This is a genomic window from Kitasatospora sp. NPDC127060, from assembly GCF_042724935.1.
Classification (GTDB): domain Bacteria; phylum Actinomycetota; class Actinomycetes; order Streptomycetales; family Streptomycetaceae; genus Kitasatospora.
Genome location: NZ_JBHXEG010000030.1, coordinates 26,716 through 53,346 on the forward strand (window position 1 = coordinate 26,716; position 26,631 = coordinate 53,346).

Annotated in this window: 22 protein-coding genes and 2 tRNA genes; 19 read left to right on the forward strand and 5 right to left on the reverse strand. The window is 72.4% G+C overall.

The window, feature by feature from the left end:
* Positions 1–30: 30 nt before the first annotated feature.
* From metG to ACFWIS_RS18550, 5 genes are all read left to right on the forward strand, one after another.
* The gene (gene metG, locus ACFWIS_RS18530; protein ID WP_380457204.1) at positions 31–1,650 is read left to right on the forward strand and encodes a methionine--tRNA ligase; all 1,620 of its coding nucleotides are present in this window, start codon (positions 31–33) and stop codon (positions 1,648–1,650) included.
* A complete protein-coding gene (locus ACFWIS_RS18535; protein ID WP_380457206.1) occupies positions 1,650–2,528 on the forward strand; it encodes a TatD family hydrolase in 879 nt (292 codons plus the stop codon). The genes metG and ACFWIS_RS18535 overlap by 1 nt, the downstream gene beginning before the upstream one ends.
* A gap of 59 nt (positions 2,529–2,587) precedes the next feature.
* The gene (rsmA, locus tag ACFWIS_RS18540; protein WP_380457208.1) at positions 2,588–3,469 is read left to right on the forward strand and encodes a 16S rRNA (adenine(1518)-N(6)/adenine(1519)-N(6))-dimethyltransferase RsmA; all 882 of its coding nucleotides are present in this window, start codon (positions 2,588–2,590) and stop codon (positions 3,467–3,469) included.
* A complete protein-coding gene (locus ACFWIS_RS18545; protein ID WP_380457210.1) occupies positions 3,466–4,380 on the forward strand; it encodes a 4-(cytidine 5'-diphospho)-2-C-methyl-D-erythritol kinase in 915 nt (304 codons plus the stop codon). The genes rsmA and ACFWIS_RS18545 overlap by 4 nt, the downstream gene beginning before the upstream one ends.
* A gap of 214 nt (positions 4,381–4,594) precedes the next feature.
* A complete protein-coding gene (locus tag ACFWIS_RS18550; RefSeq protein ID WP_380457212.1) occupies positions 4,595–6,424 on the forward strand; it encodes an ABC-F family ATP-binding cassette domain-containing protein in 1,830 nt (609 codons plus the stop codon).
* A gap of 72 nt (positions 6,425–6,496) precedes the next feature.
* Here the strand turns inward: ACFWIS_RS18550 and ACFWIS_RS18555 are convergent, their stop codons facing one another.
* On the reverse strand, positions 6,497–8,359 hold the full coding sequence (locus ACFWIS_RS18555) for an FUSC family protein (RefSeq protein WP_380457213.1): 1,863 nt from the start codon (positions 8,357–8,359) through the stop codon (positions 6,497–6,499).
* 322 nt (positions 8,360–8,681) lie between these two features.
* Between ACFWIS_RS18555 and ACFWIS_RS18560 the strand changes: the two genes are divergently transcribed.
* The 5 genes from ACFWIS_RS18560 (at position 8,682) to ACFWIS_RS18580 (ending at position 15,174) form a co-directional block, all read left to right on the forward strand.
* Positions 8,682–9,260, forward strand: a complete 579-nt coding sequence (locus ACFWIS_RS18560) for a hypothetical protein (RefSeq protein WP_380457214.1) — start codon at positions 8,682–8,684, stop codon at positions 9,258–9,260.
* Positions 9,261–9,330: 70 nt separating this feature from the next.
* Positions 9,331–10,965, forward strand: coding sequence for a WXG100 family type VII secretion target (locus tag ACFWIS_RS18565; RefSeq protein WP_380457215.1), 1,635 nt, complete (start codon positions 9,331–9,333; stop codon positions 10,963–10,965).
* A gap of 98 nt (positions 10,966–11,063) precedes the next feature.
* Complete coding sequence (locus tag ACFWIS_RS18570; protein ID WP_380457216.1) at positions 11,064–12,407, forward strand: S8 family serine peptidase; 1,344 nt, start codon at positions 11,064–11,066, stop codon at positions 12,405–12,407.
* Between the two features lie 161 nt (positions 12,408–12,568).
* Positions 12,569–13,696 (forward strand): type VII secretion-associated serine protease mycosin, encoded by a 1,128-nt coding sequence (gene mycP, locus ACFWIS_RS18575; RefSeq protein ID WP_380457218.1) that lies wholly within the window; start codon positions 12,569–12,571, stop codon positions 13,694–13,696.
* Positions 13,697–13,839: 143 nt separating this feature from the next.
* The gene (locus ACFWIS_RS18580) at positions 13,840–15,174 is read left to right on the forward strand and encodes an MFS transporter (protein ID WP_380457220.1); all 1,335 of its coding nucleotides are present in this window, start codon (positions 13,840–13,842) and stop codon (positions 15,172–15,174) included.
* A gap of 15 nt (positions 15,175–15,189) precedes the next feature.
* On the opposite strand, the gene ACFWIS_RS18585 is transcribed toward ACFWIS_RS18580, so the two are convergent.
* Positions 15,190–15,786, reverse strand: coding sequence for a flavodoxin family protein (locus ACFWIS_RS18585; protein WP_380457222.1), 597 nt, complete (start codon positions 15,784–15,786; stop codon positions 15,190–15,192).
* Between the two features lie 173 nt (positions 15,787–15,959).
* On the opposite strand from ACFWIS_RS18585, the gene ACFWIS_RS18590 reads away from it, so the two are divergent.
* From ACFWIS_RS18590 to ACFWIS_RS18610, 5 genes are all read left to right on the forward strand, one after another.
* A complete protein-coding gene (locus tag ACFWIS_RS18590) occupies positions 15,960–16,442 on the forward strand; it encodes a winged helix-turn-helix transcriptional regulator (RefSeq protein WP_380457224.1) in 483 nt (160 codons plus the stop codon).
* Between the two features lie 160 nt (positions 16,443–16,602).
* Positions 16,603–16,675 (forward strand) — tRNA-Thr (locus ACFWIS_RS18595).
* Between the two features lie 168 nt (positions 16,676–16,843).
* The gene (locus tag ACFWIS_RS18600) at positions 16,844–17,512 is read left to right on the forward strand and encodes a response regulator transcription factor (RefSeq protein WP_188306005.1); all 669 of its coding nucleotides are present in this window, start codon (positions 16,844–16,846) and stop codon (positions 17,510–17,512) included.
* A gap of 345 nt (positions 17,513–17,857) precedes the next feature.
* Complete coding sequence (galE, locus tag ACFWIS_RS18605; RefSeq protein WP_380457226.1) at positions 17,858–18,820, forward strand: UDP-glucose 4-epimerase GalE; 963 nt, start codon at positions 17,858–17,860, stop codon at positions 18,818–18,820.
* Positions 18,821–19,106: 286 nt separating this feature from the next.
* On the forward strand, positions 19,107–20,045 hold the full coding sequence (locus ACFWIS_RS18610; protein WP_380457228.1) for a LuxR C-terminal-related transcriptional regulator: 939 nt from the start codon (positions 19,107–19,109) through the stop codon (positions 20,043–20,045).
* Between the two features lie 16 nt (positions 20,046–20,061).
* On the opposite strand, the gene ACFWIS_RS18615 is transcribed toward ACFWIS_RS18610, so the two are convergent.
* The gene (locus tag ACFWIS_RS18615; RefSeq protein WP_380411794.1) at positions 20,062–20,559 is read right to left on the reverse strand and encodes a MarR family winged helix-turn-helix transcriptional regulator; all 498 of its coding nucleotides are present in this window, start codon (positions 20,557–20,559) and stop codon (positions 20,062–20,064) included.
* Positions 20,560–20,669: 110 nt separating this feature from the next.
* Between ACFWIS_RS18615 and ACFWIS_RS18620 the strand changes: the two genes are divergently transcribed.
* Positions 20,670–21,461, forward strand: coding sequence for a methyltransferase domain-containing protein (locus ACFWIS_RS18620; RefSeq protein ID WP_380457230.1), 792 nt, complete (start codon positions 20,670–20,672; stop codon positions 21,459–21,461).
* Positions 21,462–21,526: 65 nt separating this feature from the next.
* Here ACFWIS_RS18620 and ACFWIS_RS18625 read toward each other — a convergent pair whose 3' ends face one another.
* Both ACFWIS_RS18625 and ACFWIS_RS18630 read right to left on the reverse strand, forming a co-directional pair.
* Positions 21,527–22,129, reverse strand: a complete 603-nt coding sequence (locus ACFWIS_RS18625; RefSeq protein WP_380457256.1) for a TetR/AcrR family transcriptional regulator — start codon at positions 22,127–22,129, stop codon at positions 21,527–21,529.
* 230 nt (positions 22,130–22,359) lie between these two features.
* Complete coding sequence (locus ACFWIS_RS18630) at positions 22,360–23,352, reverse strand: acyl-CoA desaturase (RefSeq protein WP_380457231.1); 993 nt, start codon at positions 23,350–23,352, stop codon at positions 22,360–22,362.
* Positions 23,353–23,620: 268 nt separating this feature from the next.
* Here ACFWIS_RS18630 and ACFWIS_RS18635 point away from each other — a divergent pair.
* The 3 genes from ACFWIS_RS18635 (at position 23,621) to ACFWIS_RS18645 (ending at position 26,480) form a co-directional block, all read left to right on the forward strand.
* Positions 23,621–23,691, forward strand: a tRNA-Gln gene (locus tag ACFWIS_RS18635).
* 154 nt (positions 23,692–23,845) lie between these two features.
* Positions 23,846–25,300, forward strand: a complete 1,455-nt coding sequence (gene glmU, locus ACFWIS_RS18640; protein WP_380457233.1) for a bifunctional UDP-N-acetylglucosamine diphosphorylase/glucosamine-1-phosphate N-acetyltransferase GlmU — start codon at positions 23,846–23,848, stop codon at positions 25,298–25,300.
* Between the two features lie 202 nt (positions 25,301–25,502).
* Positions 25,503–26,480, forward strand: coding sequence for a ribose-phosphate diphosphokinase (locus ACFWIS_RS18645; RefSeq protein ID WP_380457235.1), 978 nt, complete (start codon positions 25,503–25,505; stop codon positions 26,478–26,480).
* The last annotated feature ends 151 nt before the right edge of the window (positions 26,481–26,631 follow it).

Below are 26,631 nucleotides of genomic sequence, written 5' to 3' on the forward strand. Positions count from 1 at the left end.
TGTGTTCGGGCCCGACTAAGCTTTCCGACCATGGCGGCCACTGCAGACCACAGCACCACCGGGGCGAGCGCCCCGGCGTTCTACGTTTCCACTCCGATCTACTACGTCAACGACCGTCCCCACCTGGGCCACGCGTACACCACCGTGGCGGGCGACGTCCTCACCCGCTGGCACCGCCAGCGCGGCGAGAAGGTGTGGTACCTGACCGGCACCGACGAGCACGGTCAGAAGATCATGCGGACCGCCGAGGCCAACGGCGTCAGCCCGCAGGAGTGGTGCGACAAGCTGGTCGAGGAGGCCTGGAAGCCGCTCTGGCGGCACCTGGAGATCGCCAACGACGACTTCATCCGCACCACCGAGGAGCGGCACACCGCCCGGGTGCAGGAGTTCGTCCAGGACCTGTTCGACAAGGGCGAGATCTACAAGGGCGGCTACTCCGGCCCGTACTGCGTCGGCTGCGAGGAGTTCAAGCTCCCCGCCGAACTGCTCGACGGCGCCACCGAGGACGAGAAGCTCTGCTCCGTCCACAAGAAGCCGGTCGAGTGGCTGGAGGAGGAGAACTACTTCTTCCGGCTGTCCGCCTACGGCGAGCGGCTGCTGGAGTTCTACGCCGCCAACCCCGACTTCATCCAGCCGGCCTCGGCCCGCAACGAGGTGCTGCGCTTCGTCGAGCAGGACCTCAAGGACCTCTCGATCTCCCGCTCCACCTTCAACTGGGGCGTGCCGCTGCCGTGGGACGAGAAGCACGTCCTCTACGTCTGGGTGGACGCGCTGCAGAACTACATCACCGCGGCCGGCTACGGCAGCGACCCGGAGCGCTTCGCCGAGCTGTGGCCGGCCTCCGTCCACCTCGTCGGCAAGGACATCCTGCGCTTCCACGCGGTGATCTGGCCGGCCATGCTGATGGCCGCGGGCCTGCCGCTGCCCAAGCGGGTCGTCGCCAACGGCTGGCTGATGGTCGGTGGCGAGAAGATGTCCAAGTCCAACCTGACCGGCATCGCGCCCACCGACCTCACCTCGCACTTCGGCGTGGACGCCTACCGCTACTACTTCCTGCGCGCGATCCCGTTCGGCACGGACGGCTCGTTCTCCTGGGAGGACTTCACCGCCCGCTACACCTCCGAGCTGGCCAACGACTTCGGCAACCTGGCCTCCCGGGTCGCCGCGATGGTCGGCAAGTACTTCGGCGGGGCGCTGCCGGCCGCCACCGCCGCGGGCGAGGCCGAGCAGGCCGTCGCGGACGGGCTGGCCGCGGCCGTCGCCGCCGCCGACGCGAAGATCGGCGAGGAGCTGGACTTCGCCGGCGGCCTCGCGGCGATCTTCGAGTTCGTCAAGCAGGTCAACGGCTACCTCACCACCCAGGAGCCGTGGAAGGTCGCCAAGGACGAGTCCGAGCAGGGGCAGGCCCGCCTGGCCACCATCCTCTACACCGCCGCCGAGGCGCTGCGCGGCACCGCCGTGCTGCTCAACCCGGTGATGCCGTCCACCGCCGAGAAGCTGTGGACCTCGCTGGGTGCCGCCGAGGGCCTCGGCTCGCTCGCCGACCAGCGCGTCGCCACCGCCGGTGACTGGGGCCGGCTGCCCGCCGGTGCCACCGTCACCAAGGGCGAGATCCTGTTCCCGCGCCTCGAAGAGAAGCCCGCCTCCTGATGGCCAAGAAGGACGACGACCGGTCGACCCCGCCGCCGCTGCCGGAACCCCTGGCCGTGGCGGTGGCCGACTCGCACACCCACCTCGACATGCAGGCCGGCAGCCCGGCCGAGGGGCTCGCCCGGGCCGCCTCGGTCGGCGTCGGCACGGTCGTCCAGGTGGGCTGCGACGTGCCCGGCTCGCGCTGGGCCGCCGAGCTGGCGGCGCAGTACGAGCAGGTGCACGCGGCCGTCGCCCTGCACCCCAACGAGGCGCCGCGGATCTTCCTCGGCGACGCCGACGGCTGGTCCGGCCAGCAGCGGCGCGCGGGCGGGCAGGCGGCGCTGGACGAGGCGCTCGCCGAGATCGACGCGCTGGCCGCCCTGCCGCAGGTCCGCGCCGTCGGCGAGACCGGACTGGACTACTTCCGCACCGGCCCGGAGGGGGTGGAGATCCAGAAGGAGTCGTTCCGCCGCCACATCGAGATGGCCAAGCGGCACGGCAAGGCGCTGGTCATCCACGACCGCGACGCCCACGAGGACGTCATCGCCGTCCTGCTGGCCGAGGGCGCCCCGGAGCGGACCGTCTTCCACTGCTACTCCGGCGACGCCGCGATGGCGAAGGTCTGCGCCGAGCACGGCTGGTACCTCTCCTTCGCCGGACCGGTCACCTTCAAGGCCAACCAGCCGCTGCGCGACGCCCTCCTCGCCACCCCGCTCGACCGGATCCTGGTCGAGACCGACGCGCCCTTCCTCACCCCGCACCCGTACCGGGGGCGGCCCAACGCGCCCTACCTGATCCCGGTCACGGTCCGCTCGATGGCCGCCACCCTCGGGCTGCACGAGGACGAGCTGTCGGCGGCGATCGCGGCGAACACGGCGCGGGCCTTCGGCTACTGAGGCGTGACATCGGGATCGGCGCGTCCGGGCGGCACCCCGTGCGCCCGTATCCTTGGCGCGTGAGCACCACCGACCCCACCCCTGACAGCCACCTGCTGGGCGCCGCCGACATCCGCGAGCTGGCGGCCGCGTTCGGCGTGAAGCCGACCAAGCAGCGCGGGCAGAACTTCGTCATCGACGGCAACACCGTACGGCGGATCGTCCGGGCCGCCGAGGTGACGGAGCAGGACGCCGTGGTGGAGGTCGGGCCCGGCCTCGGCTCGCTCACCCTGGCGCTGCTGGAGGTGGCCCGGCACGTCACCGCGGTCGAGATCGACCCGGTGCTCGCCCAGCACCTGCCGGACACCGTCGCGGCCCGGATGCCCGGCAAGGCCGACGCCTTCGACCTGGTGTTCAGCGACGCCATGGAGGTCACCGAGCTGCCCGGCCCGGCGCCCACCGCACTGGTCGCCAACCTGCCGTACAACGTGGCCGTGCCCGTCCTGCTGCACATGCTGGCGACCTTCCCCAGCATCGAGCGGACCCTGGTGATGGTGCAGAGCGAGGTCGCCGACCGGCTCGCCGCCAAGCCGGGCAACAAGGTGTACGGCGTCCCGTCGGTCAAGGCCAACTGGTACGCCGAGGTGAAGCGGGCCGGCGCCATCGGCCGGAACGTGTTCTGGCCCGCCCCCAACGTCGACTCCGGACTGGTCTCGCTGGTCCGCCGAGAGCCGCCGAAGACCACCGCCAGCCGGACCGAGGTGTTCGCGGTGGTCGACGCCGCGTTCGCCCAGCGCCGCAAGACCCTGCGCGCCGCACTGGCCGGCTGGGCGGGCTCCGCCGCCGGGGCCGAGCAGGCGCTCGCGGCCGCCGGCATCGACCACAAGCTGCGCGGCGAGATGCTGACCGTGGAACAGTTCGCCGCGATCGCCGAGCACAAGCCCGCGAAGGACAGTGAGTGATCACCGTACGGGTACCGGCCAAGGTCAACGTCCAGCTGGGGGTCGGCGGCCTGCGCGCCGACGGCTTCCACGACCTGGCCAACGTCTTCTTCGCGGTCGCGCTGGGTGACGAGGTCACCGCGACCCCCGGCGAGGGCGTCACGCTGAGCTGCTCCGGGCCGGACGCCGACGCCGTCCCGCTGGACGACAGCAACCTCGCCGCCCGCGCCGCCCGGCTGCTCGCCGCCCACCACGGCATCGCCGACCCCGGCGTGCACCTGCACATCGCCAAGGCCATCCCGGTCGCCGGCGGCATGGCCGGCGGCAGCGCCGACGGCGCCGCCGCACTGGTCGCCTGCGACGCGCTGTGGCAGTTGGACACCCCCCTCCCGGTGCTGCTCGACCTCGCCGCCGAACTCGGCTCCGACGTGCCGTTCGCCCTGCTCGGCGGCGTCGCGCTGGGCCGCGGCCGGGGCGAGATCCTCGCGCCGCTGCCGACCGAGGGCACCTTCCACTGGGTCTTCGCGGTCGCCGACGGCGGACTCTCCACCCCCGCCGTCTTCCGCGAGTGCGACCGGCTCCGGGAGGAGGCCGGCACCGGCTCCAGCGACGTCCAGGTGCCCACGCCCGACGCCGACCGGGCGCTGCTCGCCGCCCTCGCCGAAGGCGACGCCGTCGCCCTGGCCGCCGCGCTCACCAACGACCTCCAGCCCGCCGCGCTCTCGCTGCGCCCCGCACTGGCCGCCACCCTGCGGGCCGGCACCGAGGCCGGCGCGCTCGGCGCCCTGGTCTCCGGCTCCGGGCCGACCTGCGCCTTCCTGGCCAAGGACGCCGAGGCGGCCACCGCCGTCGCCGCGGCACTGCTGGCCTCCGGCACCTGCCGGGCCGCGCACGCCACGTACGGGCCGGTGCCGGGGGCGTCGGTGGTCTAGGGAGGTTCAGGGGCCAGGGGCCAGGGGCCTCTCGCTCGACGAGGGGGCCACTCGCGGGGCGTCTCGCCCGGTGAGGGTGCGCTTGCGGGGCGAGGGTGCCGCTCGTGCGGCGGGGGTGTTGCGGCCAGCCCATTAGGCTGGGGTGATCGGGGCGTCCCCGAGAGAGGGGCGGGCTGGGCCCGCCCCGACCGCCGAACCCAGGAGCGCAGCACACGTGGCCGTCAACCTCGCCACCATCGAGTCCGTCACGAAGGTCTACGGCACCCGCACCCTGCTCGACGCGGTGAGCCTGGGCGTGAGCGAGGGCGACCGGATCGGCGTCGTCGGCCGCAACGGCGACGGCAAGACCACCCTGATCCGGATGCTCGCCAAGCTGGAGGAGCCCGACCGCGGCCGGATCACCTGGAGCGGCGGCCTCGAACCGGCCGTCCTCACCCAGCACGACTCGCTCGACCCCGAGGCCACCATCCGGCACGAGGTCATCGCCGGCCGCGCCGACCACGAGTGGCTCGGCGACGCCCGGATCCGCGACATCATCGAAGGCCTCTTCGGCGGCCTCGACCTGCCCGGCTTCGCCGACGGCCTGGACACCGTCATCGGCCCGCTCTCCGGTGGTGAGCGCCGCCGGATCGCCCTCGCCAAGCTGCTGCTCGGCTCCCCCGAGCTGGTCATCCTCGACGAGCCCACCAACCACCTCGACGTCGAGGGCATCAACTGGCTCGCCCAGCACCTCCAGAAGCGCCGCTCCGCACTGGTCTGCGTCACCCACGACCGGTGGTTCCTCGACCAGGTCTGCACCCGGATGTGGGACGTCCAGCACGGCGAGGTGCACGAGTACGAAGGCGGCTACTCCGACTACGTCTTCGCCCGCGCCGAGCGCTCCCGGATCGAGGCCGTCGAGGAGCAGAAGCGCCAGAACCTCGCCCGCAAGGAGCTCGCCTGGCTGCGCCGCGGCGCCCCCGCCCGCACCTCCAAGCCGCGCTACCGGATCGAGGCCGCCAACGCCCTGATCGCCGACGTGCCGGACCCCCGCGACAAGAGCGAGCTGATGAAGTTCGCCAACGCCCGGCTCGGCAAGACCGTCTTCGACCTGGAGAACGTCACCGTCAAGGCCGGCCCCAAGCTGCTGCTCGAGAACCTCACCTGGCAGCTCGGCCCCGGCGACCGGATCGGCCTGCTCGGCGTCAACGGCGCCGGCAAGACCTCGCTGCTGCGGGCGCTCCGGGACGCGTACGCCTCCGAGGGCGACGTGCAGCCCTTCTCGGGCGTGGTCAAGGTCGGCAAGACCGTACGACTGGCCTACCTGTCCCAGGAGATCGCCGAACTGGACCCGGAGATCCGGGTGCTGCAGGCCGTCGAGCAGGTCCGCTCGCGGGTCGACCTCGGCAAGGGCCGCGAGATGAGCGCCGGCCAGCTGTGCGAGCAGTTCGGCTTCGGCAAGGACAAGCAGTGGACGCCCGTCGGCGACCTCTCCGGCGGCGAGCGGCGCCGGCTCCAGCTGCTGCGGCTGCTGATGGACGAGCCCAACGTGCTGTTCCTCGACGAGCCCACCAACGACCTGGACATCGAGACCCTCAACCAGCTGGAGGACCTGCTCGACGGCTGGCCCGGATCGATGGTCGTCATCAGCCACGACCGGTTCTTCATCGAGCGCACCACCGACGTCGTCCACGCGCTGCTCGGGGACAAGAAGATGCGGATGCTGCCCGGCGGGGTGGACGAGTACCTGGAGCGGCGGGCGCGGATGGCGGCCACGGCTGCTCCCGCCTCCTCCCCGTCCGGCTCCGCCGGCGCTCCGGTGGCCGAGGAGGCCGGTGCCCCGGCGCTGTCCGGCGGTGACCTGCGGGCGGCGAAGAAGGAGATGCAGAAGATCGAGCGGCAGATCGCCAAGCTGGACGAGAAGGAGTCCAAGCTGCACGCCCAACTCGCCGAGCACGCCGCCGACTTCTCCAAGGTCGCCGAGCTGGACGGGCAGCTGCGGGCCGTCCGGGAGGAGAAGGAGGAGCTGGAGATGAGCTGGCTGGAGCTGGCCGAACAGGTCTGAACTGCTCGTTCTTGAGCGGGAGTTCGGGGTTGCGGCGTTCTGGGCTACGGCTTCATTGGCGGGAGTTCGGGACTACGGCTTCCTGAGCAGCAGTTCCAGCTCGTCCGCCGCACGGCCCAGCGCGCTGAGCGCCGGGTCGTGCGGTGCGTCCGGCCGGGCCGCCGGCCTGGTCGGCGGGCGGTGCTCCCGGGCGGCGGCGGTCAGTTCGTCCAGCGCCCGGCGGACCCGCTCGGTCTCGGTGGGGTCGGGCACCCGGCCGCCGTACCGGATCTGCGCGGCGAACGCCGCCACCGCGCCGCCGAGCCGCTCCAGCGCGGCGGTGGCCGGCAGCCACTGCTCGGCCAGCCGGCCGGTGGGCGGCGGCTCGGCCAGGCCCTGCCGCACCTCCTGCCGGGCGTCCGCCAACGACCGGTAGGCCGTACGGCGCAGCCAGACCTGGGCCTGGGCGCCGCCGTTCCCGGTGGTGGCGTCCAGGTAGGCGCGCAGGGCGGTCGTCGCGGCGACCAGCCGGGGCTCGATCCGGTGGCGCGGGCGCTCCGGCCACAGCAGGTAGCCGAAGAGCAGCACGATCACACTCGCCAGCACGGAATCCAGCACCCGCGGCCAGAACTCGGCCGCGCCCGACTGCCCGCCCAACTGCAGCAGCACCAGCGCCATCGGCGTCATCGCCACCGTGTTCAGCCCGTAGTGCGCCGCCGTCACGTACGGCAGCAGGGCGACGCAGCCGGCCGCCACCGCGGTCAGCGCCCACTCCTGGGTGGTCAGCGACAGCAGCGCCGCCGTCACCACCACGCCCAGCACCGTGCCGACCGCGCGGCTCACCGCGCGCAGGAACACCGAACCCAAGTCCGGCTTCAGCACGAACGCGATCGTCATCGGCACCCAGTAGCTCTTGCTGAGCGGGTAGTTGGCGGTGACCGCCGAGCCCACCGCGATGCACAGCGCGACCCGCAGGCCGTACCGGACCGACGGGCCCCGCCACAGTCGGCCCCTCAGCCGCCAGGGGTCGGGCGGGGGCGCGGGGGCGGTGCCGAGGCGGGTCTCGCGCCCGGCCACGGTGTCGGCGGCGGCGCGCAACGCCACGTCCAGCGCCTGACGGGCCGGGGTGTCCGGCCACCAGTCGGGCACCGTCACCTCGCCGCCGCCCTGCCGCACGGCCCGCGCCAACCGGTTCGCGACCTCGGCCACCTCCGGCGGCACCGGGCGCCGGGCCCACAGCAGGCCGGTCGCGGCCTCGGTGGCGGCCAGCGCCGCCTCGTACATCGGGCGCAGGGCCGTCCCGGTCCGGTGCTGCTCGGGAAGCAGGTCCTGCAACCGGTTCAGGCTGGTCGTCAGCGCCCGGCGGGACTCCGCACCCCGGGCGGTGCCCAGGTCGCCCAGAGTGCGGCCGAGCGCCTCGTACACGGCGGCCAGCGCCCGACGGCTCGGCTCGGCCGCACGGCCGGGCAGACCCAACAGCACGACGAACGCGGCCCCCATCAGCATCATCGGCGCCGCCGCCCACCACGGGCCCGGCAGCGGCATCCCGCTGCCCAACGCCGCCGACACCAGCAACAGCATCCCGGCCGCCGACCCCCGCGGACCCGTCGCACTCAACGCCCCCGACACGAACGCCGTCAGGGTCAACCCCGCACCGAGCACCAGCACATCCGCATGAGCGTGCTGCAACGCCGTACCGGCCAGCATCCCCAGCGCCGAAGCCGCCACCGCCGACCCGATCCGGGCCGCCTGCAACCGCACCGGCTCCAGCCGGTCGTTCATCGTCGCGTGCATCGCCCCCAGCCCGGCGAACACCCCCAGATCCAACCGGTGCGCCCACAACCCCACCGCCAGCGGCACCGCCATGCCCACCGCCGCCCGCACCATCAACACCACCGGCACCGGCGGCCTCACCGGCCGCACGGCACGGGCCCACCAGGGGGTAGGGGTCGGCATGTCTCGTCACGTCCGTTCCGCGGCCTCGGGTCGCTGCTGTGCGACATTGCGCGGCAGATGGGGCGTACCGGGTCAGTCTACCCAGCGGCCCGGGGCGCGGACCGTACGTGTCAAGTTCGTACCGATCGAGCCCGGGCAGCCCAAGGGCCCTGCCCGGCCGACAGGGGCGGTGGCTACGATGACAGGGGCGCAGACCGCCCACAGGGCGGGCGGTCTGACCGACCAAGACGGTAAGACGCAGAAGTTGACGGTGTGTTGTGGCACGGCGGGCCCCAGGAGACGCCCGGGGCGCGCCGGCCGTACGGGGGAGAGGTGGATTGCTGTGACGGATCCGAGTACGCCGGCCGCGGGGACGAACCCGCCGGGTTCGCCGGACTCGACGCCGTTCGTGTTGGACGGGCCGACGATCCCGTTGCCTTGGGGGCACGGGGTCAATCTCGCCCCTGTCGTCAGCACCGTGCAGACGAACGTGAGCGCCGGCGATCTGGTGGCGGCCTTCGGCAAGCAGGACGTCAAGGTCGAGATCGACACCCTCACAGAGTTCGCCAAGAAGATCGAGGCTCTGCTCGCAGCGATGGAGGGCTCGGAGGCCGCGCCGTACCAGCTCGAGGCGCAGAAGGTGTCCCAGAAGAGCTTCGTCAGTGGGGGCCAGGCTCACCAGTTCGTGGAAGCAGTCGCGCTGTCCTCGACCTACGAGAAGGTCCATACCCAGCTCGTCAAGCTGCACAAGGACTTCACGTCCCAGATCAAGGCGATGCAGAGCGCGGTCACGTCCACGGCGCACAACTACTCGACCAACGAGGACAACGCGACAGCCGATCAGAACGCGGTCGCGCAGAGTGCGGGTCTGACCGGAGTGAACGGCCCGAGGCCGAAGCGGTCCGGCATCGAGGGCTACTGACGACGGTCGGCGGAGACGGTTCACGGGGAACGGGGAGAAAATAGTGGCAGTCCAGTCGAAGTTCGAAGGCATGGACCATGAAGTACTTCTGAACATGGTCAACGGAACCGACCCCAAGACGGTTCTGAGCCGCGCCGCGAAACTGCAGCAGGCCGGCGGCGTTCTGAAGGAGCTGAGCGAGGCGCTCAAATCGCACCTCTCCAAGGTCACCTGGGAAGGCCACGCTGCGGAGAACTTCAAGACGTGGGCCGGGAACCTGCAGCAGTCCGCCGAGAAGCTCGGCGCTTACTCGGTTGGCGCGGGCAACGCCATGAATCAGGCCGGTGAGGCACTCAGCACGGCCAAGGCTGCCATGCCGCCGGTGCCGCCGGACGCCCTCAAGTGGGTGAACGGGCGGAAGATGCAGGCGGCTCCTGATCCTGAGGTAGTCAGGCAGATGCAGACGGTCGGCTGGTATCCGAACGGCCCGTCCACGGCGGACATCGATGCGGCCATGAAGCGCAAGAACCCGAACTGGGTCTCCGAGACCCAGGCGATGGCCGGAACGAAGGAACTCTACGACGCGCACCAGGAAGCCATCCGGCAGATGGAGAAGCTGGGTGAGGCTTACGCCGCAGCGACGACCACGCTGACCGGGCTCGGCGACAACGTGGTGCTGCCGGGGACGCCCGAGGCGAACCAGAACGATTCCACCGCGATCTCCCGCGACGAGGGGAGCACCACCGGTGGTTACGCAGGGTCCCTGCGTGCTCCTCGGACAGGGGGAAGCGGGACCAGCGGAAGCTACAACCCGTCCGTGGGCTCCTACGACGGGGCCACCATGCGGCAACGCGATCCGGGAACGGGCCGGCAGGACCCGTCCAACCCGACCCACCCCGGCCCGACACCGCCGTACGGCGGAGGCCAGCTACCGCCCCCGCCGCAGGACCCGGGCACCCCGGTCCCGCCGTCCCACCCGTCGGACCCGGTCACCCGCCCGGGCACCGGCCTCGACAGCATCCCGACCCTGCCGGACCAGACCACCCCGGTCGGTCCTGGCAGCAGTCCTGGGCTGCCGAGTGGCCCCGGCGGAAACCCCGGCTACCCGGGCGGGCCCGATGGCCGAGGAGGACTGCCCGGACTTCCCGGCGGCGGCCCGATCACCGGCTTCCCGGGCGGGCCCGGTGGCGGTCCCGTTCCCACCAGGGGCATCGGCAGCATCCCCGGCAAGGGGGGCAGCTCGGTGCCGCTCCGCACGGGCCCCTTCGGCGGTAGCCCGATCCCCGGCAAGTCCGGCACCCCGGGCCTGCCGAGCGGAACGGTCTTCGGCCGTGAGGGCGCGCCCGGCGGAGGCCGGGCCGGCGGACCGTCCATGGGCGGCATGCACCCGGGCATGGGCGGCGGCCACGGCGTCGTCGGCGGCACCGGCGGTTCGCGCGGCCGGGGCCTGACCTCGACCGCTGGCGGTACGGTCGGCGGCCGCAAGGGGCCCTCGGCAGGGGGGGAGTTCACCCCGGGCGGTACGGGTCTGCGCAACCGTGCGGCCGCGGCAGAAGCGGCCGAGGGCGGCGCCCGGTCCGGCCAGAACGGCATGATGGCCCCGGGTGCCGGCGGTCACGGCAGCCGGAAGGAGCGCGACCGCCGCGACCGTGCGGACTACCTGCACGAGGACGAGGAGACCTGGACCAGTGGTACGCCGCACAGCAATCCGGACGTGATTGAGTAGAACGCCGAGTCTGCCCGGTCGCTGGGCCAGCTCAGCGGCCGGGCAGGTCTGTTCGGACATGCTTTCCCGGTCTGCGGGGAGACTGATGAGGAGTTGGGATGGGGCGGATGGACGCGCGAGCGCATTGCCGAGCTGCAATTGCGGCGTTTCTGGCGGTGGGAGCCGTAGTCGGCCCGATGACAGCGCCTGCGGCGGCAGAGGGATCGATCCGTGAGAAGCAGTGGCATCTGGATGCCATGCACGCGCCGGAGATGTGGAAGATCTCCAAGGGGCAGGGGATCACTGTTGCGGTCATTGACGGTGGATTCAAACTGGATCACCCCGATCTCGCGGGGCAGTTCCTGCCAGGAAAGGATTTCAGCGGTGGCTCCGGTGGCGTGGGGGCCTACGCCGACGGGCACGGTACGGAGATGTCGAGTCTGATCGCTGGGACCGGGAGGAGCGTCGGAGGGACAGGTGCGTACGGCCTGGCTCCAGGAGCCAAGATCCTTCCCCTGAAGATCAACAATGGCTCGGCTTCGGCGATTTCGCCGACCGACTTCCTCGATCAGATCGGTCAGGCCGTTAATTATGCGGTTGACCAAGGCGCCAAGGTCATCAACATCTCGCAGGGCCTGGATGAAGTTCGATTTGCTCCGGATGACGTCGACAAGCTGAAGAAGATCATTGCCCAGGCGAGGGCGAAGGGGTCCCTGGTCGTGGCGAGCGTTGGGAACGAGGCGCAGTCGGGAAACCCTGTCTCCTACCCCGGTGGTCTGCCCAATGTCGTTGGCGTCGGGGCTCTTGATCACGATGCCGTCGCAACATCTGAATCCGAGCAGGGGCCGCAGGTGGTCCTTGCCGCGCCCGGCGTGGACATCATTGCGGCCTGTACTGCTGATACCGGGTACTGCAAGAGTCATGGGACGTCCGACGCGGCCGCCTTGGTGTCTGCGGCGGCGGCGTTGGTTTGGTCGGTGCACAAGGACTGGAGCGCGAATCAGATCCTCCGAGTTCTCATCAACACTGCAGGGAAGCCGACTGACGGGTCCGCTCGCAACAACGATGTCGGATACGGAGGTGTGCGTCCCCGGGTTGCGCTGACGGATCCGGGGGATCCCGGTCCGGCGGAGGTGTCTCCGGTTCCGGTGGCGGATCCTGTTCCCTCGGCGCGCCCCTCCATGCCCACGAGTTCTTCGGCTCCCGCGTCGTCTGCGCCGAGTCCTGCCGACAGTCCGAGCGACGTGGCGGTCGGCGCGCCGACGGCGCAGCCGAAGGCGGAGGCGTCGTCCGGGTCGGGTAGTGCGCTGCCGATCGTGGGTGGGGTGGTGGCCGGTCTGCTGGTGGTGGCCGGGGTGGTGTTCGCCGTGGTGCGGAGGCGGAGGACAGCTGTCCCTCCGCAGCAGCCGGTGGGTGCTGGGGCTCCGCCGGTTCCGCCGGGGGGCAACCCGTACACGAGGTAGTTCGAGCTGTTGTGTGGGTGGGGGATCGGGTGGGGAACCGCTGGATGTGGGCCAGGCGGGTCGTGGCCGTGGGGGTCGCGGCTGCGTGTGTGGTGGGGGGTGCGGCGGGCCCGGCGGTTGCGGGGGGCTCGATCCGCGTCGATCAGTGGCATCTGGACACCATGCACGCCCCGGAGATGTGGAAGGTTTCGAAGGGAGGGGGGATCACTGTTGCGGTGATCGATGGCGGGTTCAAGCTGGATCATCCGGACCTGGTCGGCCAGTTCCTCCCGGGGAAGGACTTCAGCGGTAGCTCGGGAGGAGTCGGCTCCGACCCGGACGGGCATGGGACAGGAATGGCCAGCCTCATTGCCGGTACTGGAAAGAACCGAGGGGGGAACGGTGCTTACGGTCTCGCACCCGAAGCGAAGATTCTCCCACTGAAGATCAACAATGGGTCTGAGGGCTCGGTGATCTCGGCTGACTTCCTTGATCAGATCGGGCAGGCTGTGAACTACGCAGTCGACCAGGGTGCCAAGGTCATCAGCATTTCTCAGGGCCGAGCCGCCGTCACGGCTTCTCCGGGAGACGTGGCCAAGATCGACCAGATTCTGGCGAATGCGCGGGCGAAGGGTGTGCTCGTGGTTGCCAGTGCTGGAAACTCCGCACAGAAGGGCAATCTTCCCGAGTATCCGGGAGCGCTGCCGAATGTCGTGGGGATCGGGGCGTTTGACCAGAGCGGCAATGTGACGGAGGAGTCCGAGAGGGGGCCGCAGGTTGCTCTTGTGGCGCCCGGCAAGGACATGATTGCGGCTTGTACGGCCTCCACCGGTTATTGCAAGAGTCACGGCACGTCCGATGCGACCGCCCTGGTGTCAGCTTCAGCGGCATTGCTCTGGGCGGTTCACAAGGACTGGTCGGCGAACCAGATTCTGCGGGTGCTCATCAACACTGCGGGCAGGCCCAACGGCGGGAACGCCCGTACGGACGATGCGGGTTGGGGTGCGGTGCGCCCCAGGATTGCGCTGGCGGACCCCGGTGATCCCGGGCCGGCGGATGTGTCGCCCCTGCCGGCCGATGCGGCCACGCCGTCGGCTGCCCCGTCCCCGTCGGCGAGTGTGTCTGCTCCGGCGTCCTCGACGCCCAGCTCGGCTGGAGCGGCTGCCGATGCGCCGACGGCGCAGCCGAAGGCGGAGGCGTCGTCCGGGTCGGGCGGCGCGCTGCCGGTCGTGGGTGGGGTGGCGGCCGGGCTGGTGCTGATCGCCGGAGTGGTGTTCGTGGTGTGGTGGCGGCGGGCCAGTCGTATGTGACGTCGCCGACCTGCTGGCGGGTAGGCCCGGGCGCCGTGGGGCGGCGCTCGGGCTTTTTGGTGGGCGTGGGGGTGGGGGTGTGCGCCGGGGTCACTCGGGTGGGGGCTGGTGGGGGCGGCCCGGGGGTGGCGAGGGTGGGCGGTATGGATACGGAGGGTGCTGGGCGGGTCGGACAGTTGCGGCGGGCGGCGGCTGCGGCGTTGATCGGGACGGCGATCGAGTTCTACGACTTCTTCCTGTACGGGACAGCGGCGGCCTTGGTGTTCGGGCCGGTGTTCTTTCCCGGGCTGGGCAGGGTGGGGGCGTTGCTGGCGGCGTTCTCGGTGTACGCGGTGGCGTTCCTGGCGCGGCCGTTGGGGGCGGTGGCGTTCGGGCACTTCGGGGACCGGGTAGGCCGGAAGGCCACGCTGGTGGTGTCGTTGCTGTTGATGGGGTCGGCGACGGCGGCGGTGGGGTTGTTGCCGGGGTTCGCGGTGTGGGGGTGGTGGTCACCGGCGCTGTTGGTGGTGTTGCGGGTGTGCCAGGGCGTGGGGTTGGGCGGGGAGTGGGGCGGGGCGGCGCTGCTGATCGCGGAGAACGCGCCGGCCGGGCGGCGCGGGCGGTACGGGGGGTTCCTGCAGTTGGGGCCGTCGGGCGGGTTCGTGTTGGCGAACGGGGCGTTCCTGGCGCTTCAACTGGGGCTGGACGAGCGGTCGTTCCGGGAGTGGGGCTGGCGGGTGCCGTTCGTGGCCTCGCTCGCGCTGGTGGCGGTGGGGCTGTTCGTGCGGCTGCGGCTGGCGGAGACGCCGTTGTTCCGGGCGGACGAGCGTCGTGACCGACCGCCGGTGGTGGAGGTGTTGCGCGAGCGCTGGCGGCCGGTGCTGGCGGGCGGTGGGGCGATCACGGTCGGGTACGCGCTGTTCTACCTGACCACCACCTACGCGCTGGCGTACGCGACCTCCGGCCTGGGGGTGGCGAGCACGCTGGTGCTGTCGATGTTGCTGGTCGGTGCGGTGGGCGGGGCGGTGACGGTGTGGCTGAGCGCCTCGCGCAGTGACCGGTGGGGCCGCCGGCGGACGATGCGGTGGGCGACGGCGCTGGCGGCGGGGTGGTCGCTGGTGCTGTTCCCGCTGCTGGAGACGGTGCGCCGGCCGTTGATGTTCCTGGCGCTGGCCGGGGCGATGGTGGTGCTGGGCTGTCTGATGGGCCCGGTGGCGGCGTTCCTGCCGGAGCTGTTCCCGACCCGGGTGCGGTACACGGGTGCCGCGTTGACGTACAACCTGGGCGGCGTGGTGGGCGGGGCGACGACGCCGCTGGTGGCGACCCGGCTGACGGAGGCGTACGGGACGGCGCAGCCGGTCGGCTGGTACCTGGCGGTGCTGGGGGTGGTGGCGATGGGCTGTCTGTGGCTGCTGCCGGACACCACGGGTACGGAGTTGGCGGCGGTGGACGGCGGACGCCGCCGGGCGCCCGTGCTGGGGGCGGATCCGGCGGCGTAGCCGTGCGGGGGTGGTTCAGCCGGCCAGGGCGGCGCGGCCGGCCAGCACGACGGCGGTGTGCCGGGCGACGCGGCCGCCCAGGTGCTCTGCGGTCGCGATGTCGGCCTTGTGGACGGCCTCGACGCCGGCGTCGGCCGGGGTGGAGGCGGCCGCACCGTTGGAGAAGCCGAGGCGGTTGAGGTCGTTCTCGGAGGCGGTGGTGGCGTTCCAGCCCGGCTTGAGACCGAGGTTGACCCAGTTCATGCCGTGCTGGGCGGCGAGGGTCTGGAAGTAGCCGAGGGTGTCGGCCTTGTCGCCGCTCTTGGAGGCGGAGTTGGTGAAGCCGGCCGCGAGCTTGTCCTTCCAGGCGTCGGTGTACCAGCGCTTGCTGGTGGCCTCGGCGAAGACGTGGAAGGCGCCGGAGGCGGTGCCCATGTAGGTGGGGGAGCCGAAGACGATCGCGTCGGCGGCGTCCAGCTGGGCCCACTGCTCCTCGGTGATGGTGTCGACGGAGATCAGGGTGACCTCGGCGCCCGCGGCGGTGGCGCCCCGGGCGACGGCCTCGGCGAGCACGGCGGTGTGGCCGTAGCCGGAGTGGTAGGCGAGGACGACGGTCGGGCGGATGGCGGTCATGCGGGACTCCTGTGCGGGCGGAGGAACAGGGAGAACGGATGGGACGGGCGGGGCGGACACAGCGGGCCCGAGGGGCGCGGCGCGGCCCGAACCGTCGAACGGTCTCCAATATAGACCAGGTCTCCAATGGAGACCAGGTATGGATCGGAGACCGTGGGTCTACCCTGGGCGGTATGACGACGGAGGAAGCGGCCCCGACCGGGGCCGGATGGCACGGGGAGCGGGGCCGCGGGGGGCGGGGCTGCGGGGAGTGGGGGAGCGACGAGCAGGGCGGCGACGAGCAGGAGTGCGACGTCTTCGCCCAGCTCTGCCCCAGTCGTGAGCTGTTCGCCGAGCTCGCCGACAAGTGGTCGCTGCTGATCCTGATGAGCCTCTTCACCTGTGGCCCCCAGCGCTTCTCCGAACTCCAGCGCGCGGTCGGCGGGGTCAGCCGCAAGATGCTCACCCAGTCCCTGCGGAACCTGGAGCGCGGCGGCCTGGTGCTCCGCACGGTCTTCCCGGAGACGCCGCCGCGGGTGGTCTACGACCTGCGGCCGCTGGGCCGGGAGCTGGCCGAGCTGGTCCTGCCGCTCGGGCGCTGGACGGAGCGGCGGGCTCTGCAGATGCTCGCGGCCCGCGAGGAGTTCGACGCGGCGCACACCGAGGCGCCCCGTTAGCGACCCGCCGGTCCGGGTGGTCCGGGTAGGCACGCGGGCGGGCGGCTGCGGGGCGCCCGGGGGTGCCCGAGGGGCGGAGCGGAGCCGATTTCCCTTCCGGGCCGACGGCCGTGTAATGTCTTCCTTGTTCGACCGGCCCGGGAAAACGAAAACCCGGCAAGCCCCTATAGCTCAGTCGGTAGAGCGTCTCCATGGTAAGGAGAAGGTCTGCGGTTCGATTCCGCATGGGGGCTCAACTGAAAGACCCTCGCCTCACGGCGGGGGTCTTTCGCGTTCCCGCGCCTCGTCCGGCGACACGCGGTGGCCTAGCGGGTCGGGTACGGAATGCGCTGTGATGGTGCGTCATCGGCCGCCCGCCCGAGGGGTGCGGGCGCGAGCCGGACCCCGACCGGGAGGGCGTCATGGGCGTTCGACTCGTGGTTGTCGACGACCACCGGCTGCTGGCCGAGGCGCTGGCCACCGCGCTGCAGCTGCGCGGCCACCGGGTGCTCGCGGTCGGTTCGCCGGCCGGGGTCGCCGCCGACCTGGTGGCCGGGCGACGGCCCGAGGTGTGCCTGCTGGGGGTGGCCGCGCCGGGGGAGCCGGGGGCCTTCGACGGGCTGCGCCGGATCCGCCGGGAGCGCCCCGAGGTGGCCGTGATCGTGCTCGGGCCGGTCGGTGAACTCCGGGGGGTGGCCTGTGCGTTCGCGGCCGGGGCGGCGGGCTACGTGCCCAGCGACGAGCGGATCGAAGTGGTCGAGCGGGCGATCGGACGGGCCCGGGCGGGCGAGGCCGCGGTGACGGTGGACGTTCTGCGCGGAGCCTTCGACCAACTGCTGCGCCCGGTGGCCGAACCGGACGACGAGGCGGTCCGGCTGCTGCGGCTGCTGACCCGCCGTGAGGTGCAGGTGCTGGCCCGGATCGCGGACGGCGAGGACACCGCGGCGATCGCCGCCGGGATGCGGATCGCCGCGAGCACCGCCCGGACCCACGTCCAACGGGTGCTGATGAAGCTCGGCGCCCGGACCCGGTTGGAGGCGGCCGCGGTGGCCGCGCGCACCGGTCTGCTGGAGCGGCTGGCCGGCGGCTGAGCCCGGCCCGCCCGAGGCGGCTGAGCACGGCCCGCCCGAGGCGGCTGAGCACGGCCCACCTGCGACGGCTGGGCACGGCCACCCCGGAACGGTGACCCGCAACGGTGACCCGGAACGGCCTGTGGGCAGCCGCAACAGTGACCCGGAACGGCCTGTGGGCAGCCGGAGAACGGCCGGAGGACAACCGGCCGGACCGCCTGAGGAGTGGGTGAGAATGCGCCCGGGCGATCACCCGGGTGGTCCCGAGCACCCCGGCGGACAGGGACAATTGACCCCAGTCGTACGCACGCATTCCGTCGATGGCCCCGCCGAGCGGGCGGACCATCGCCCGCTGGAGGTCTCATCATGAGTAAGTACCTGGTCACGGGTGGCGCCGGCTACGTCGGCAGCGTGGTGGCCGCCCACCTGCTGGAGGCGGGTCACCAGGTGACCGTCCTGGACGACCTCTCCACCGGCTTCCGCGAGGGCGTCCCGGCGGGTGCCGAGTTCGTCGAGGGCCGGATCCAGGAGGCCGGCCGGGTGCTGGACGGCTCCTTCGACGGCGTGCTGCACTTCGCCGCCTCCTCGCAGGTCGGCGAGTCGGTCGTCGACCCGGAGAAGTACTGGCGCAACAACGTGGCCGGCTCGCTGGAGCTGATCACCGCGATGCGTACGGCGGGCGTGCGCAAGCTGGTGTTCTCCTCCACCGCCGCCGTGTACGGCGAGCCGGAGGTCGTGCCGATCGCCGAGACCGCCCGGACCTCGCCGACCAACACCTACGGCGCCAGCAAGCTCGCCATGGACCACATGATCACCAGCGAGGCCGTCGCCCACGGCCTGGCCGCCGTCTCGCTGCGCTACTTCAACGTGGCCGGCGCGTACGGCGCCTACGGCGAGCGCCACGACCCCGAGTCGCACCTGATCCCGCTGGTCTTCCAGGCCGCGCTCGGGCAGCGTCCGCACATCGCGGTGTTCGGCGAGGACTACCCGACCCCGGACGGCACCTGCATCCGCGACTACATCCACGTCGCCGACCTGGCCGACGCGCACCTGCTGGCGCTGGACGCCGCCAAGCCGGGCGAGCACCTGATCTGCAACCTGGGCAACGGCAGCGGCTTCTCGGTCCGCGAGGTGATCGAGTCGGTCAAGCGCGTCACCGGCCGGGAGATCCCGGTGCAGGTGGTCGGCCGCCGGGCGGGCGACCCGGCGGTGCTGGTGGCCTCCGCCGAGCGGGCCCACCAGGAGCTGGGCTGGACGCCGCGCCGCCCGAACCTGGACGACATCGTCGCCGACGCCTGGAAGTTCGCCCTGGAGAAGAGCGCGAAGTAGCCGCCGCCTGCCCGGTCGACCGGGCCGCTCCCGAGGGTGCCTACGGCACCCCCGGGAGCGGCCCGAACGGACAATTCCGGCCGCTCGCACACCTCCTGACGAAACTTCACCGAACCGCCACGGGGGCGTTTCCCGGCCCGTACGCTGAGTGCGGTACCGGTGGGGGCCGGCGCCCTTTCGGCTTCACCGGCCACCGGTGGGCGGGCGGAGCGGCGGGTCCGGAACGCGGACGCCGTACCGGTCCCCGCCTCCCGGGCTCGGGCGCTCTGAGCAGGGGGTAGTGACGATGGGGCGGATCCGGGTCCTGGTGGTCGACGGCCACCGGATCTTCGCCGAGGCGCTGGCCGCGGCCCTCGCCGCCGAGCCCGACGTGGAGGTGGGCGCGGCCGGCAGCGCGGCCGCCGCCGAGCGGGCGCTGGAGCGGGCCGCCGCCGAGGGGCGGGCCTACGACGTGGTGCTGGTCGACGCCGACCTGGGCACCGAGGTGGGCGGGGCGGCTCCGCGCGGGCGGCTCGCGGTCGAGGAGGCCCGCCGACGCCAGGCCACGGCGCTGCCGCCGCCGCGCCGCCCGGGCGCCGCACCCGCGCCGCCCGGGCCCGCCACCCGACCGGCGGACCAGCCGCGTACGGACCAACCGCGTACGGACCAGCCGCGTACGGACCAACCGCGCCCTGACCAACTGCGCGCCGAGCAGCTCCGCCCCGCCGCCCCGCCGCCGGACGGGATCACCCTGCTCGGCCGGCTCCGCCGGGCCCACCCGGGGCTGCGCGCGGTGGTGCTGGCCACCGCCGACGACCCGCACCGCGCGGCCCGGGCGCTGCACGCGGGCGCCACCGGCTGGGTGGCGAAGGAGAGTTCGCTGGCCCGGCTGCTCGCGGTGGTTCGGGGGGTGCTGCGGGACGAGACGCATCTGCCGCCCGCGCTGCTCACCGGGGTGATCCGGGAGCTCACCACCGCCCGGCGGGACCGCACCGAGAGCGAGCGGCTGGTCGACACCCTGACCCCGCGGGAGAAGCAGATCCTGCGCTGCATGGTGGCGGGTCTGGGCCGGCAGGCGGTGGCGGAGCGGCTGTACCTGTCGCCGCACACCGTCCGCACCCACATGCAGAACGTGCTGGGGAAGTTGGGGGTGCACTCCACGCTGGCCGCCGTCGCGGTGGCCCGCAGAGCCGGGGTCAGTCCGGCGGAGCCGGCCGTACCGCCGTCGATCGCCTCCGCGCCGTAGCCGCCGGAGTCCGGTGTCAGCCCGGGATGTTGTCGAAGGGGGCGACCAGCAGCCGCAGCAGGGCGGCGAGTTCGCCCTGCTGGCCGGAGCTGAGCTGGGCCAGCAGTTCGCGTTCGTGCGCCAGCAGGCCGGCCAGTGCCTGGTCGGCGCGGTCGCGGCCGTCGTCGGTGAGCCGGACGAGCACGCCGCGCCGGTCGTCGGGGTCGGGCAGCCGCTTGACCAGGCCCTTGCCGGTGAGGCGGTCGATCCGGTTGGTCATGGTGCCGGAGGTGACCAGGGTCTGGGTGAGCAGTTGCCCGGGGGAGAGCTGGTACGGGGAGCCGGCCCGCCGCAGGGCGGTCAGGACGTCGAACTCCCAGGGTTCCAGGCCGTGCTCGGCGAAGGCGGTGCGGCGGGCGCGGTCGAGGTGGCGGGCGAGCCGGCTGACCCGGCTGAGCACCTCCAGCGGCTCCACGTCGAGGTCGGGGCGCTCCCGGCGCCATGCTGCGACCAGCCTGTCGACCTCGTCCTCCATGTCGATCAGTGTATCGGTGGATGTGTCGATGTGAAGTCTCTTGACATCGAGAAATATGCCAGCGAGGCTTCCGGAGATATCTTGATGTCGAGATACCTGCGAGGTGAACCATGACCAGCCCCGTCTGGGACCCGGCGCAGTACCTGCGCTTCGCCGACGAACGCACCCGCCCGCTGCGCGACCTGCTCGCCCGCGTCCCCGCCCTGCCGAACGAACCCGCCGCGACGATCCTCGACATCGGCTGCGGCCCCGGCAACTCCACCGCCGTACTGCGCGAACGCTGGCCGCGGGCCCGGATCACCGGCGTCGACAACTCCGCCCCGATGCTGGAGACCGCCCGCACCGAGGGCGAGCCCAGCGCCGACTACCTGCTCGCCGACGCCGGCCACTACGACCCGGCCCCGGTCGCGCCCGACCTGATCGCCTCCAACGCCACCCTCCAGTGGGTGGACGGGCACCTCGCGGTGCTGCCGCGCTGGGCGGAGGCCCTCGAGCCCGGCGGGGTGGTCGCCTTCCAGGTGCCCGGCAACTTCGAGGCCCCCAGCCACACCCTGCTCGCCGACCTGCGCCGCAGCCCCCGCTGGCGCGACGCCCTCGGCGCCGAGGCGGTCCGCAGCGGTGTCCACCGGCCCGAGCGGTACCTGGACGCCCTCGCCGGGGCCGGCTGCGCCGTCGACGTCTGGGAGACCACCTACAGCACGCTGCTGCCCGGTCCGGACCCGGTGCTGGAGTGGGTCAAGGGCACCGCGCTGCGCCCCGTACTCGGCCGGCTCACCGATCCGGCCGAGCGGGCCGCCTTCCTCGCCGAGTACGGGGGGCTGCTGCGCGAGGCCTACCCGGCCGGGCCGTACGGGACGGTCTTCCCGTTCCGGCGGATCTTCGCCGTCGGGGTCAAGCGGTAGGCCGTCGGGTCGAGCGCTGGGCCGTCGGGGTCGAGCGGTGAGCGGGCCGGGCGGCACCCGGCGGGTCAGGCCAGGCGGTCGCCGACCAGCCTCGGGTGCCGCTCCAGGCCCTCCAGGCCGTGCCAGGCCAGGTTCACCAGGTGCGCCGCCACCGTCGCCTTGTCCGGCTTGCGGACCTCCAGCCACCACTGGCCGGTCAGCGCGACCATGCCGACCAGCATCTGGGAGTACATCGGGGCCAGCCGGGCGTCGAAGCCCCGGGACTTGAACTCCAGGCCCAGGATGTCCTCGACCTGGGTCGCGATGTCGCTGATCAGCGAGGCGAAGGTGCCGGTCGACTGGGCCACCGGGGAGTCCCGGACCAGGATCCGGAAGCCGTCCGTCGAGGTGTCGATGTAGTCCATCAGCGCGAACGCGGCCTGCTCCAGCAGCTCGCGCGAGTGGCCGCCGGTGAGCGCCCCGGTCACCATGTCCAGCAGCAGCTGCATCTCGCGGTCCACCACCACCGCGTACAGCCCCTCCTTGCCCCCGAAGTGCTCGTACACCACGGGCTTGGACACTCCGGCGCGCTCGGCGATCTCCTCCACCGAGGTGCCGTCGTAGCCACGCTCGGCGAAGACCGTCCGGCCGATCTCCAGCAACTGCTCCCGGCGCTGCTTGCCGGTCATCCGGACCCGGCCGCCCCGGCGGCGCGGGGCCGCTGCGGTCGCGGGCCCGCCGGCGGCCTGGTCGGCCGCGCCGTGGGGGGCACCGCCGGCGGGGGCCGCGCCCGGCGCCGCGGCGGCCCGCGGACGGGCCGGCGCCGTTCCGGGCGCCGCGTCCGTCCGCGTGCTGTGGTGACCGCCTGTGCTGTCTGCGCTGCTCCCGTTCACCCCTACATCATGCTGGAAGCGCCGCCTCATGCGGCGCGGCGGGCGGCGATCCGCTCCGCGTCCGGCCAGCGGACGTCCCGGACCCAGCCGGCCAGCTCGAACCAGCGGATCAGCCGGGCCGAGGAGTCGATCTGCCCGCGCAGCACCCCGTGCCGGGCCGCGGTCGGGTCGGCGTGGTGCAGGTTGTGCCAGGACTCGCCGCAGGAGAGCACCGCGAGCCACCAGACGTTGCCGGAGCGGTCCCGGGAGCGGAACGGGCGCCGGCCGACGGCGTGACAGATCGAGTTGATCGACCAGGTGACGTGGTGCAGCAGCGCGACCCGGACCAGCGAGCCCCAGAAGAAGGCGGACAGCGCGCCCTCCCAGGAGAGGCTCACCAGGCCGCCGACCAGCGCGGGCAGCAGCAGCGAGATGGTGGTCCAGAGCCAGAACAGCCGGGAGATCCGCCGCATCGCCGGGTCCCCGATCAGGTCCGGGGCGTACTTGAGCTGGGGGGTCTGCTCCTCGTCGAACATCCAGCCCATGTGGGCCCACCACAGGCCCTTGATCAGCGCCGGGACGCTCTCCCCGTAGCGCCAGGGCGAGTGCGGGTCGCCGTCCTTGTCGCTGAACCGGTGGTGCTTGCGGTGGTCGGCCACCCAGCGCACCAGCGGGCCCTCGACGGCGAGGCTGCCGACGACGGCCAGCGCCAGCCGCATCGGACGGGAGGCCTTGAAGGCGCCGTGGGTGAAGTAGCGGTGGTAGCCGACGGTGATGCCGTGACAGGTGAGGAAGTACATGGCGACGGTGACCGCCACGTCCGTCCACCCCAGTCCCCACCCCCAGGCCACCGGTACGGCGGCGACCAGCGCGGTGAACGGCAGGAGGATGAACAGGGCGAGCGCGATCCGCTCGGCGAGACCCTGCTTCTCCCCGCCGCGGGTGGCGGACAGCCGGGTCGCGGCGTCGGCGGAGGGATCGGAGGAGGGGTCGGGGTGCGCGGCGGACCCCGCGCGCGCCTCGCCGGCCTGGATGGTCATGGGCGTCCCTTCGCGGCGTCCCGAATCGGGACAGAGCGGAGCCTACGTTGGCGTAACCTACGGCATCGTAGGTTGCGCTCCGTGTCCGCGGGAACACACCGCCGCGCGGCGCTTGAGTGAATTCACCCGACTGGATGGATGAACCCGGGGCCGCACCGGTCAAGGGATCCGGCGGCCGGGGCGGTCGGCACAGGTGGTAGATGTGAAGCGCGCTACCCCGTAGTCTTGGCCCAGCGCGCCGCCGGCCCTCCGGCGGCGGGAGCTCCGGTCCCGGATCGTCTAAGGGCAGGACAGCTGGTTTTGGTCCAGCTTATGGGGGTTCGAATCCTCCTCCGGGAGCACTGAGTAAGGCCGCGGGCAGGCGTGCGCGAGCCGGGCCGCCGGCATTCCGGCCGGCGGGCTCGCACTATCCTCGAACTGCCAGAGCACATGTGCGGATCCGCGTTCTGGCCTGCTCTGCCCTCTCTGTGAACCTACTGAGGAGCCTCCCCGCATGGGTGCCAATTCGCTTGCCGCCGTTGTCGTGCTCGCCGCCGGTGGCGGGACCCGGATGAAGTCGAACAAGCTGCCCAAGGTGCTGCACGAGGTGTGCGGGCGCTCGCTGGTGGGGCACGCGGTCTCGGCGGCCGGAGAACTGACGCCCGGCCAGCTCGTCGTGGTGGTCGGCCACCAGCGCGAGCAGGTCGAGGAGCACCTGGCGGCGCACTACCCGGCCGCCCGCCCGGTGGTGCAGGAGCAGCAGAACGGCACCGGCCACGCGGTGCGCACCGCGCTGGAGGCGCTGGCCGCCGACGGCGTGACGCTGGACGGCACGGTGATCGTCACCGCCGGGGACTCGCCGCTGCTGACCGGCGACACCCTGCGCCGGCTGGCGCGCTCGCACGAGGCGCAGCAGAACGGCGTCACCGTGCTGACCGCCGTCGTCCCCGAGCCCTTCGGCTACGGCCGGATCCTGCGCGACGAGGACGGCACCGTCGCCGCGATCGTCGAGGAGCGGGACGCCACCGACACCCAGCGCGCGATCGCCGAGATCAACTCGGGCGTGTTCGCCTTCGACGCCAAGCTGCTCACCGAGGCGCTGGCGGAGCTCACCACGGACAACTCGCAGGGCGAGGAGTACCTGACCGACACCCTGGAGATCCTGCGCAAGGCCGGGCACCGGGTCGGCGCCGTGGTCGCCGAGGACCACCGGGACATCCTGGGCATCAACGACCGGGTCCAGCTGGCGCAGGCCCGCCGACTGCTGAACGACCGCCTGCTGGAGCGGGCGATGCGCGCGGGCGTCACCGTGGTCGACCCGGCGACCACCTGGATCGACGTCCAGGTGACGTACGAGCCGGACGCCGTCGTGCTGCCGAACACCCAGCTGCAGGGCGCCACCCACCTCGGCGAGGACTGCGAGGTCGGCCCGAACTCCACCCTCAGGGACACCCTGGTCGGCGCCGGCGCCCGGGTGAGCAACACCACGGCCGACCGCGCCGAGATCGGCGAGCTGGCCGCCACCGGCCCGTACGCCTACCTGCGGCCGGGGGCGAAGCTGGCCCGCAAGGCGAAGGTCGGCACCTACGTCGAGGTGAAGAACTCCGAGCTGGGCGAGGGCGCCAAGGTGCCGCACCTCTCCTACATCGGCGACGCCACCATCGGCGAGGGCAGCAACGTCGGCGCGGCCTCGGTGACCGTGAACTACGACGGGGTCAACAAGCACCGCACCGTCATCGGCGCGCACTGCCGCACCGGCTCGGACAACATGTTCATCGCCCCGGTCACCGTCGGCGACGGCGCGTACACCGGCGCGGGCTCGGTCATCACCACCGACGTTCCGCCCGGCGCACTCGGCGTGAGCCGCGCGCAGCAGCGCAACATCGAGGGCTGGGTCGAGCGCAAGCGCCCCGGGAGCACCTCCGCGCAGGCCGCCAAGGCCGCGGCGGACGGCGCCGCGCAGGCCTGACGCTCCCGCCGGGGGCCGGTCGGCCGGTCCCCGGGGCGGACGGTTTCTGCGCGGGCGCGTAACCTGGGGGACATACGTGCGCCACTGGGCTTTCCGCCCGTGTCCAGGCGTACCGACAATTCCCCGATCCTCCGTGAGTGCGGGCTGCGCCTGCCCTCGTCGGGAACGGGGTTCAGCGTCCGCAACGCGAGGAGACGGTGCAGTGAGCGGGATCACGACGTCGGGTGAGAAGAAGCTCAAGCTCTTCTCCGGCCGTGCCCACCCGGAGCTGGCGAAGGAGGTTGCCGAGGCGCTGGGGACCGAGCTGGTCCCGACCAAGGCCCTGGACTTCGCCAACGGCGAGATCTACGTCCGCTTCCTGGAGTCGGCGCGTGGCGCGGACTGCTTCGTGATGCAGAGCCACACGGCTCCCATCAACCAGTGGATCATGGAACAGCTGATCATGATCGACGCTCTCAAGCGGGCCTCCGCCAAGAGCATCACCGCGATCCTGCCGTTCTACGGGTACGCCCGCCAGGACAAGAAGCACCTCGGCCGCGAGCCCATCTCGGCCCGGCTGGTCGCCGACCTGCTGCGCCAGGCCGGTGCCGACCGCCTGATGGCCGTCGACCTGCACACCGCGCAGATCCAGGGCTTCTTCGACGGCCCGGTGGACCACCTGTTCGCGCTGCCGCTGCTGGCCGACTACATCGGCGGGAAGGTCGACCGCGACAAGCTGACCGTCGTCTCGCCGGACGCCGGCCGGGTCAAGGTCGCCGACCAGTGGTGCGACCGGCTGGACGCCCCGCTGGCGATCATCCACAAGCGCCGCGACATCACCCGGGCCAACACCATCCTGTCGGCCGACGTCGTCGGTGACGTCAAGGACCGGGTCTGCGTCCTGGTCGACGACATGATCGACACCGCCGGCACCATCTGTGCCGCCGCCGACGCGCTGTTCGAGAACGGCGCCGCGGACGTCGTGGTGGCCGCCACCCACGGCGTGCTCTCCGGCCCGGCCGCGGACCGGCTGAAGAACTCCCGGGTGAGCGAGTTCGTGTTCACCAACACCCTGCCCACCCCGGCGGAGCTCCAGCTCGACAAGATCACCACCCTCTCCATCGCCCCGTCGATCGCCGCCGCGATCCGCGAGGTGTTCGAGGAGGGCTCGGTCACCAGCCTCTTCGAGGGCGTGCACTGACGAAGCCCCACGCAGGCGGCCCCGGACCGACGTCGGTCCGGGGCCGCCCGCCGTTCGGCCGCCGGGGGGGCGATTTCGCGGGAGGGGGCCGGTGCGGTTAGACTCGTGAAACTGCTCGGCGAGGGATGCCGTGTGCCCGCTCGACGGACAC

Excerpts from the sequence above, each read along its gene's own strand:
- metG (WP_380457204.1), top strand. The coding sequence starts at position 31 with ATGGCGGCCACTGCAGACCACAGCACCACCGGGGCGAGCGCCCCGGCG.
- ACFWIS_RS18535 (WP_380457206.1), top strand. The coding sequence starts at position 1,650 with ATGGCCAAGAAGGACGACGACCGGTCGACCCCGCCGCCGCTGCCGGAA.
- ACFWIS_RS18555 (WP_380457213.1), bottom strand. The coding sequence starts at position 8,359 with ATGCCGACCCCTACCCCCTGGTGGGCCCGTGCCGTGCGGCCGGTGAGG.
- ACFWIS_RS18565 (WP_380457215.1), top strand. The coding sequence starts at position 9,331 with ATGGACCATGAAGTACTTCTGAACATGGTCAACGGAACCGACCCCAAG.
- ACFWIS_RS18570 (WP_380457216.1), top strand. The coding sequence starts at position 11,064 with ATGGGGCGGATGGACGCGCGAGCGCATTGCCGAGCTGCAATTGCGGCG.
- mycP (WP_380457218.1), top strand. The coding sequence starts at position 12,569 with ATGCACGCCCCGGAGATGTGGAAGGTTTCGAAGGGAGGGGGGATCACT.
- ACFWIS_RS18580 (WP_380457220.1), top strand. The coding sequence starts at position 13,840 with ATGGATACGGAGGGTGCTGGGCGGGTCGGACAGTTGCGGCGGGCGGCG.
- ACFWIS_RS18585 (WP_380457222.1), bottom strand. The coding sequence starts at position 15,786 with ATGACCGCCATCCGCCCGACCGTCGTCCTCGCCTACCACTCCGGCTAC.
- ACFWIS_RS18590 (WP_380457224.1), top strand. The coding sequence starts at position 15,960 with ATGACGACGGAGGAAGCGGCCCCGACCGGGGCCGGATGGCACGGGGAG.
- ACFWIS_RS18600 (WP_188306005.1), top strand. The coding sequence starts at position 16,844 with ATGGGCGTTCGACTCGTGGTTGTCGACGACCACCGGCTGCTGGCCGAG.
- galE (WP_380457226.1), top strand. The coding sequence starts at position 17,858 with ATGAGTAAGTACCTGGTCACGGGTGGCGCCGGCTACGTCGGCAGCGTG.
- ACFWIS_RS18610 (WP_380457228.1), top strand. The coding sequence starts at position 19,107 with ATGGGGCGGATCCGGGTCCTGGTGGTCGACGGCCACCGGATCTTCGCC.
- ACFWIS_RS18615 (WP_380411794.1), bottom strand. The coding sequence starts at position 20,559 with ATGGAGGACGAGGTCGACAGGCTGGTCGCAGCATGGCGCCGGGAGCGC.
- ACFWIS_RS18620 (WP_380457230.1), top strand. The coding sequence starts at position 20,670 with ATGACCAGCCCCGTCTGGGACCCGGCGCAGTACCTGCGCTTCGCCGAC.
- ACFWIS_RS18625 (WP_380457256.1), bottom strand. The coding sequence starts at position 22,129 with ATGACCGGCAAGCAGCGCCGGGAGCAGTTGCTGGAGATCGGCCGGACG.
- ACFWIS_RS18630 (WP_380457231.1), bottom strand. The coding sequence starts at position 23,352 with ATGACCATCCAGGCCGGCGAGGCGCGCGCGGGGTCCGCCGCGCACCCC.
- glmU (WP_380457233.1), top strand. The coding sequence starts at position 23,846 with ATGGGTGCCAATTCGCTTGCCGCCGTTGTCGTGCTCGCCGCCGGTGGC.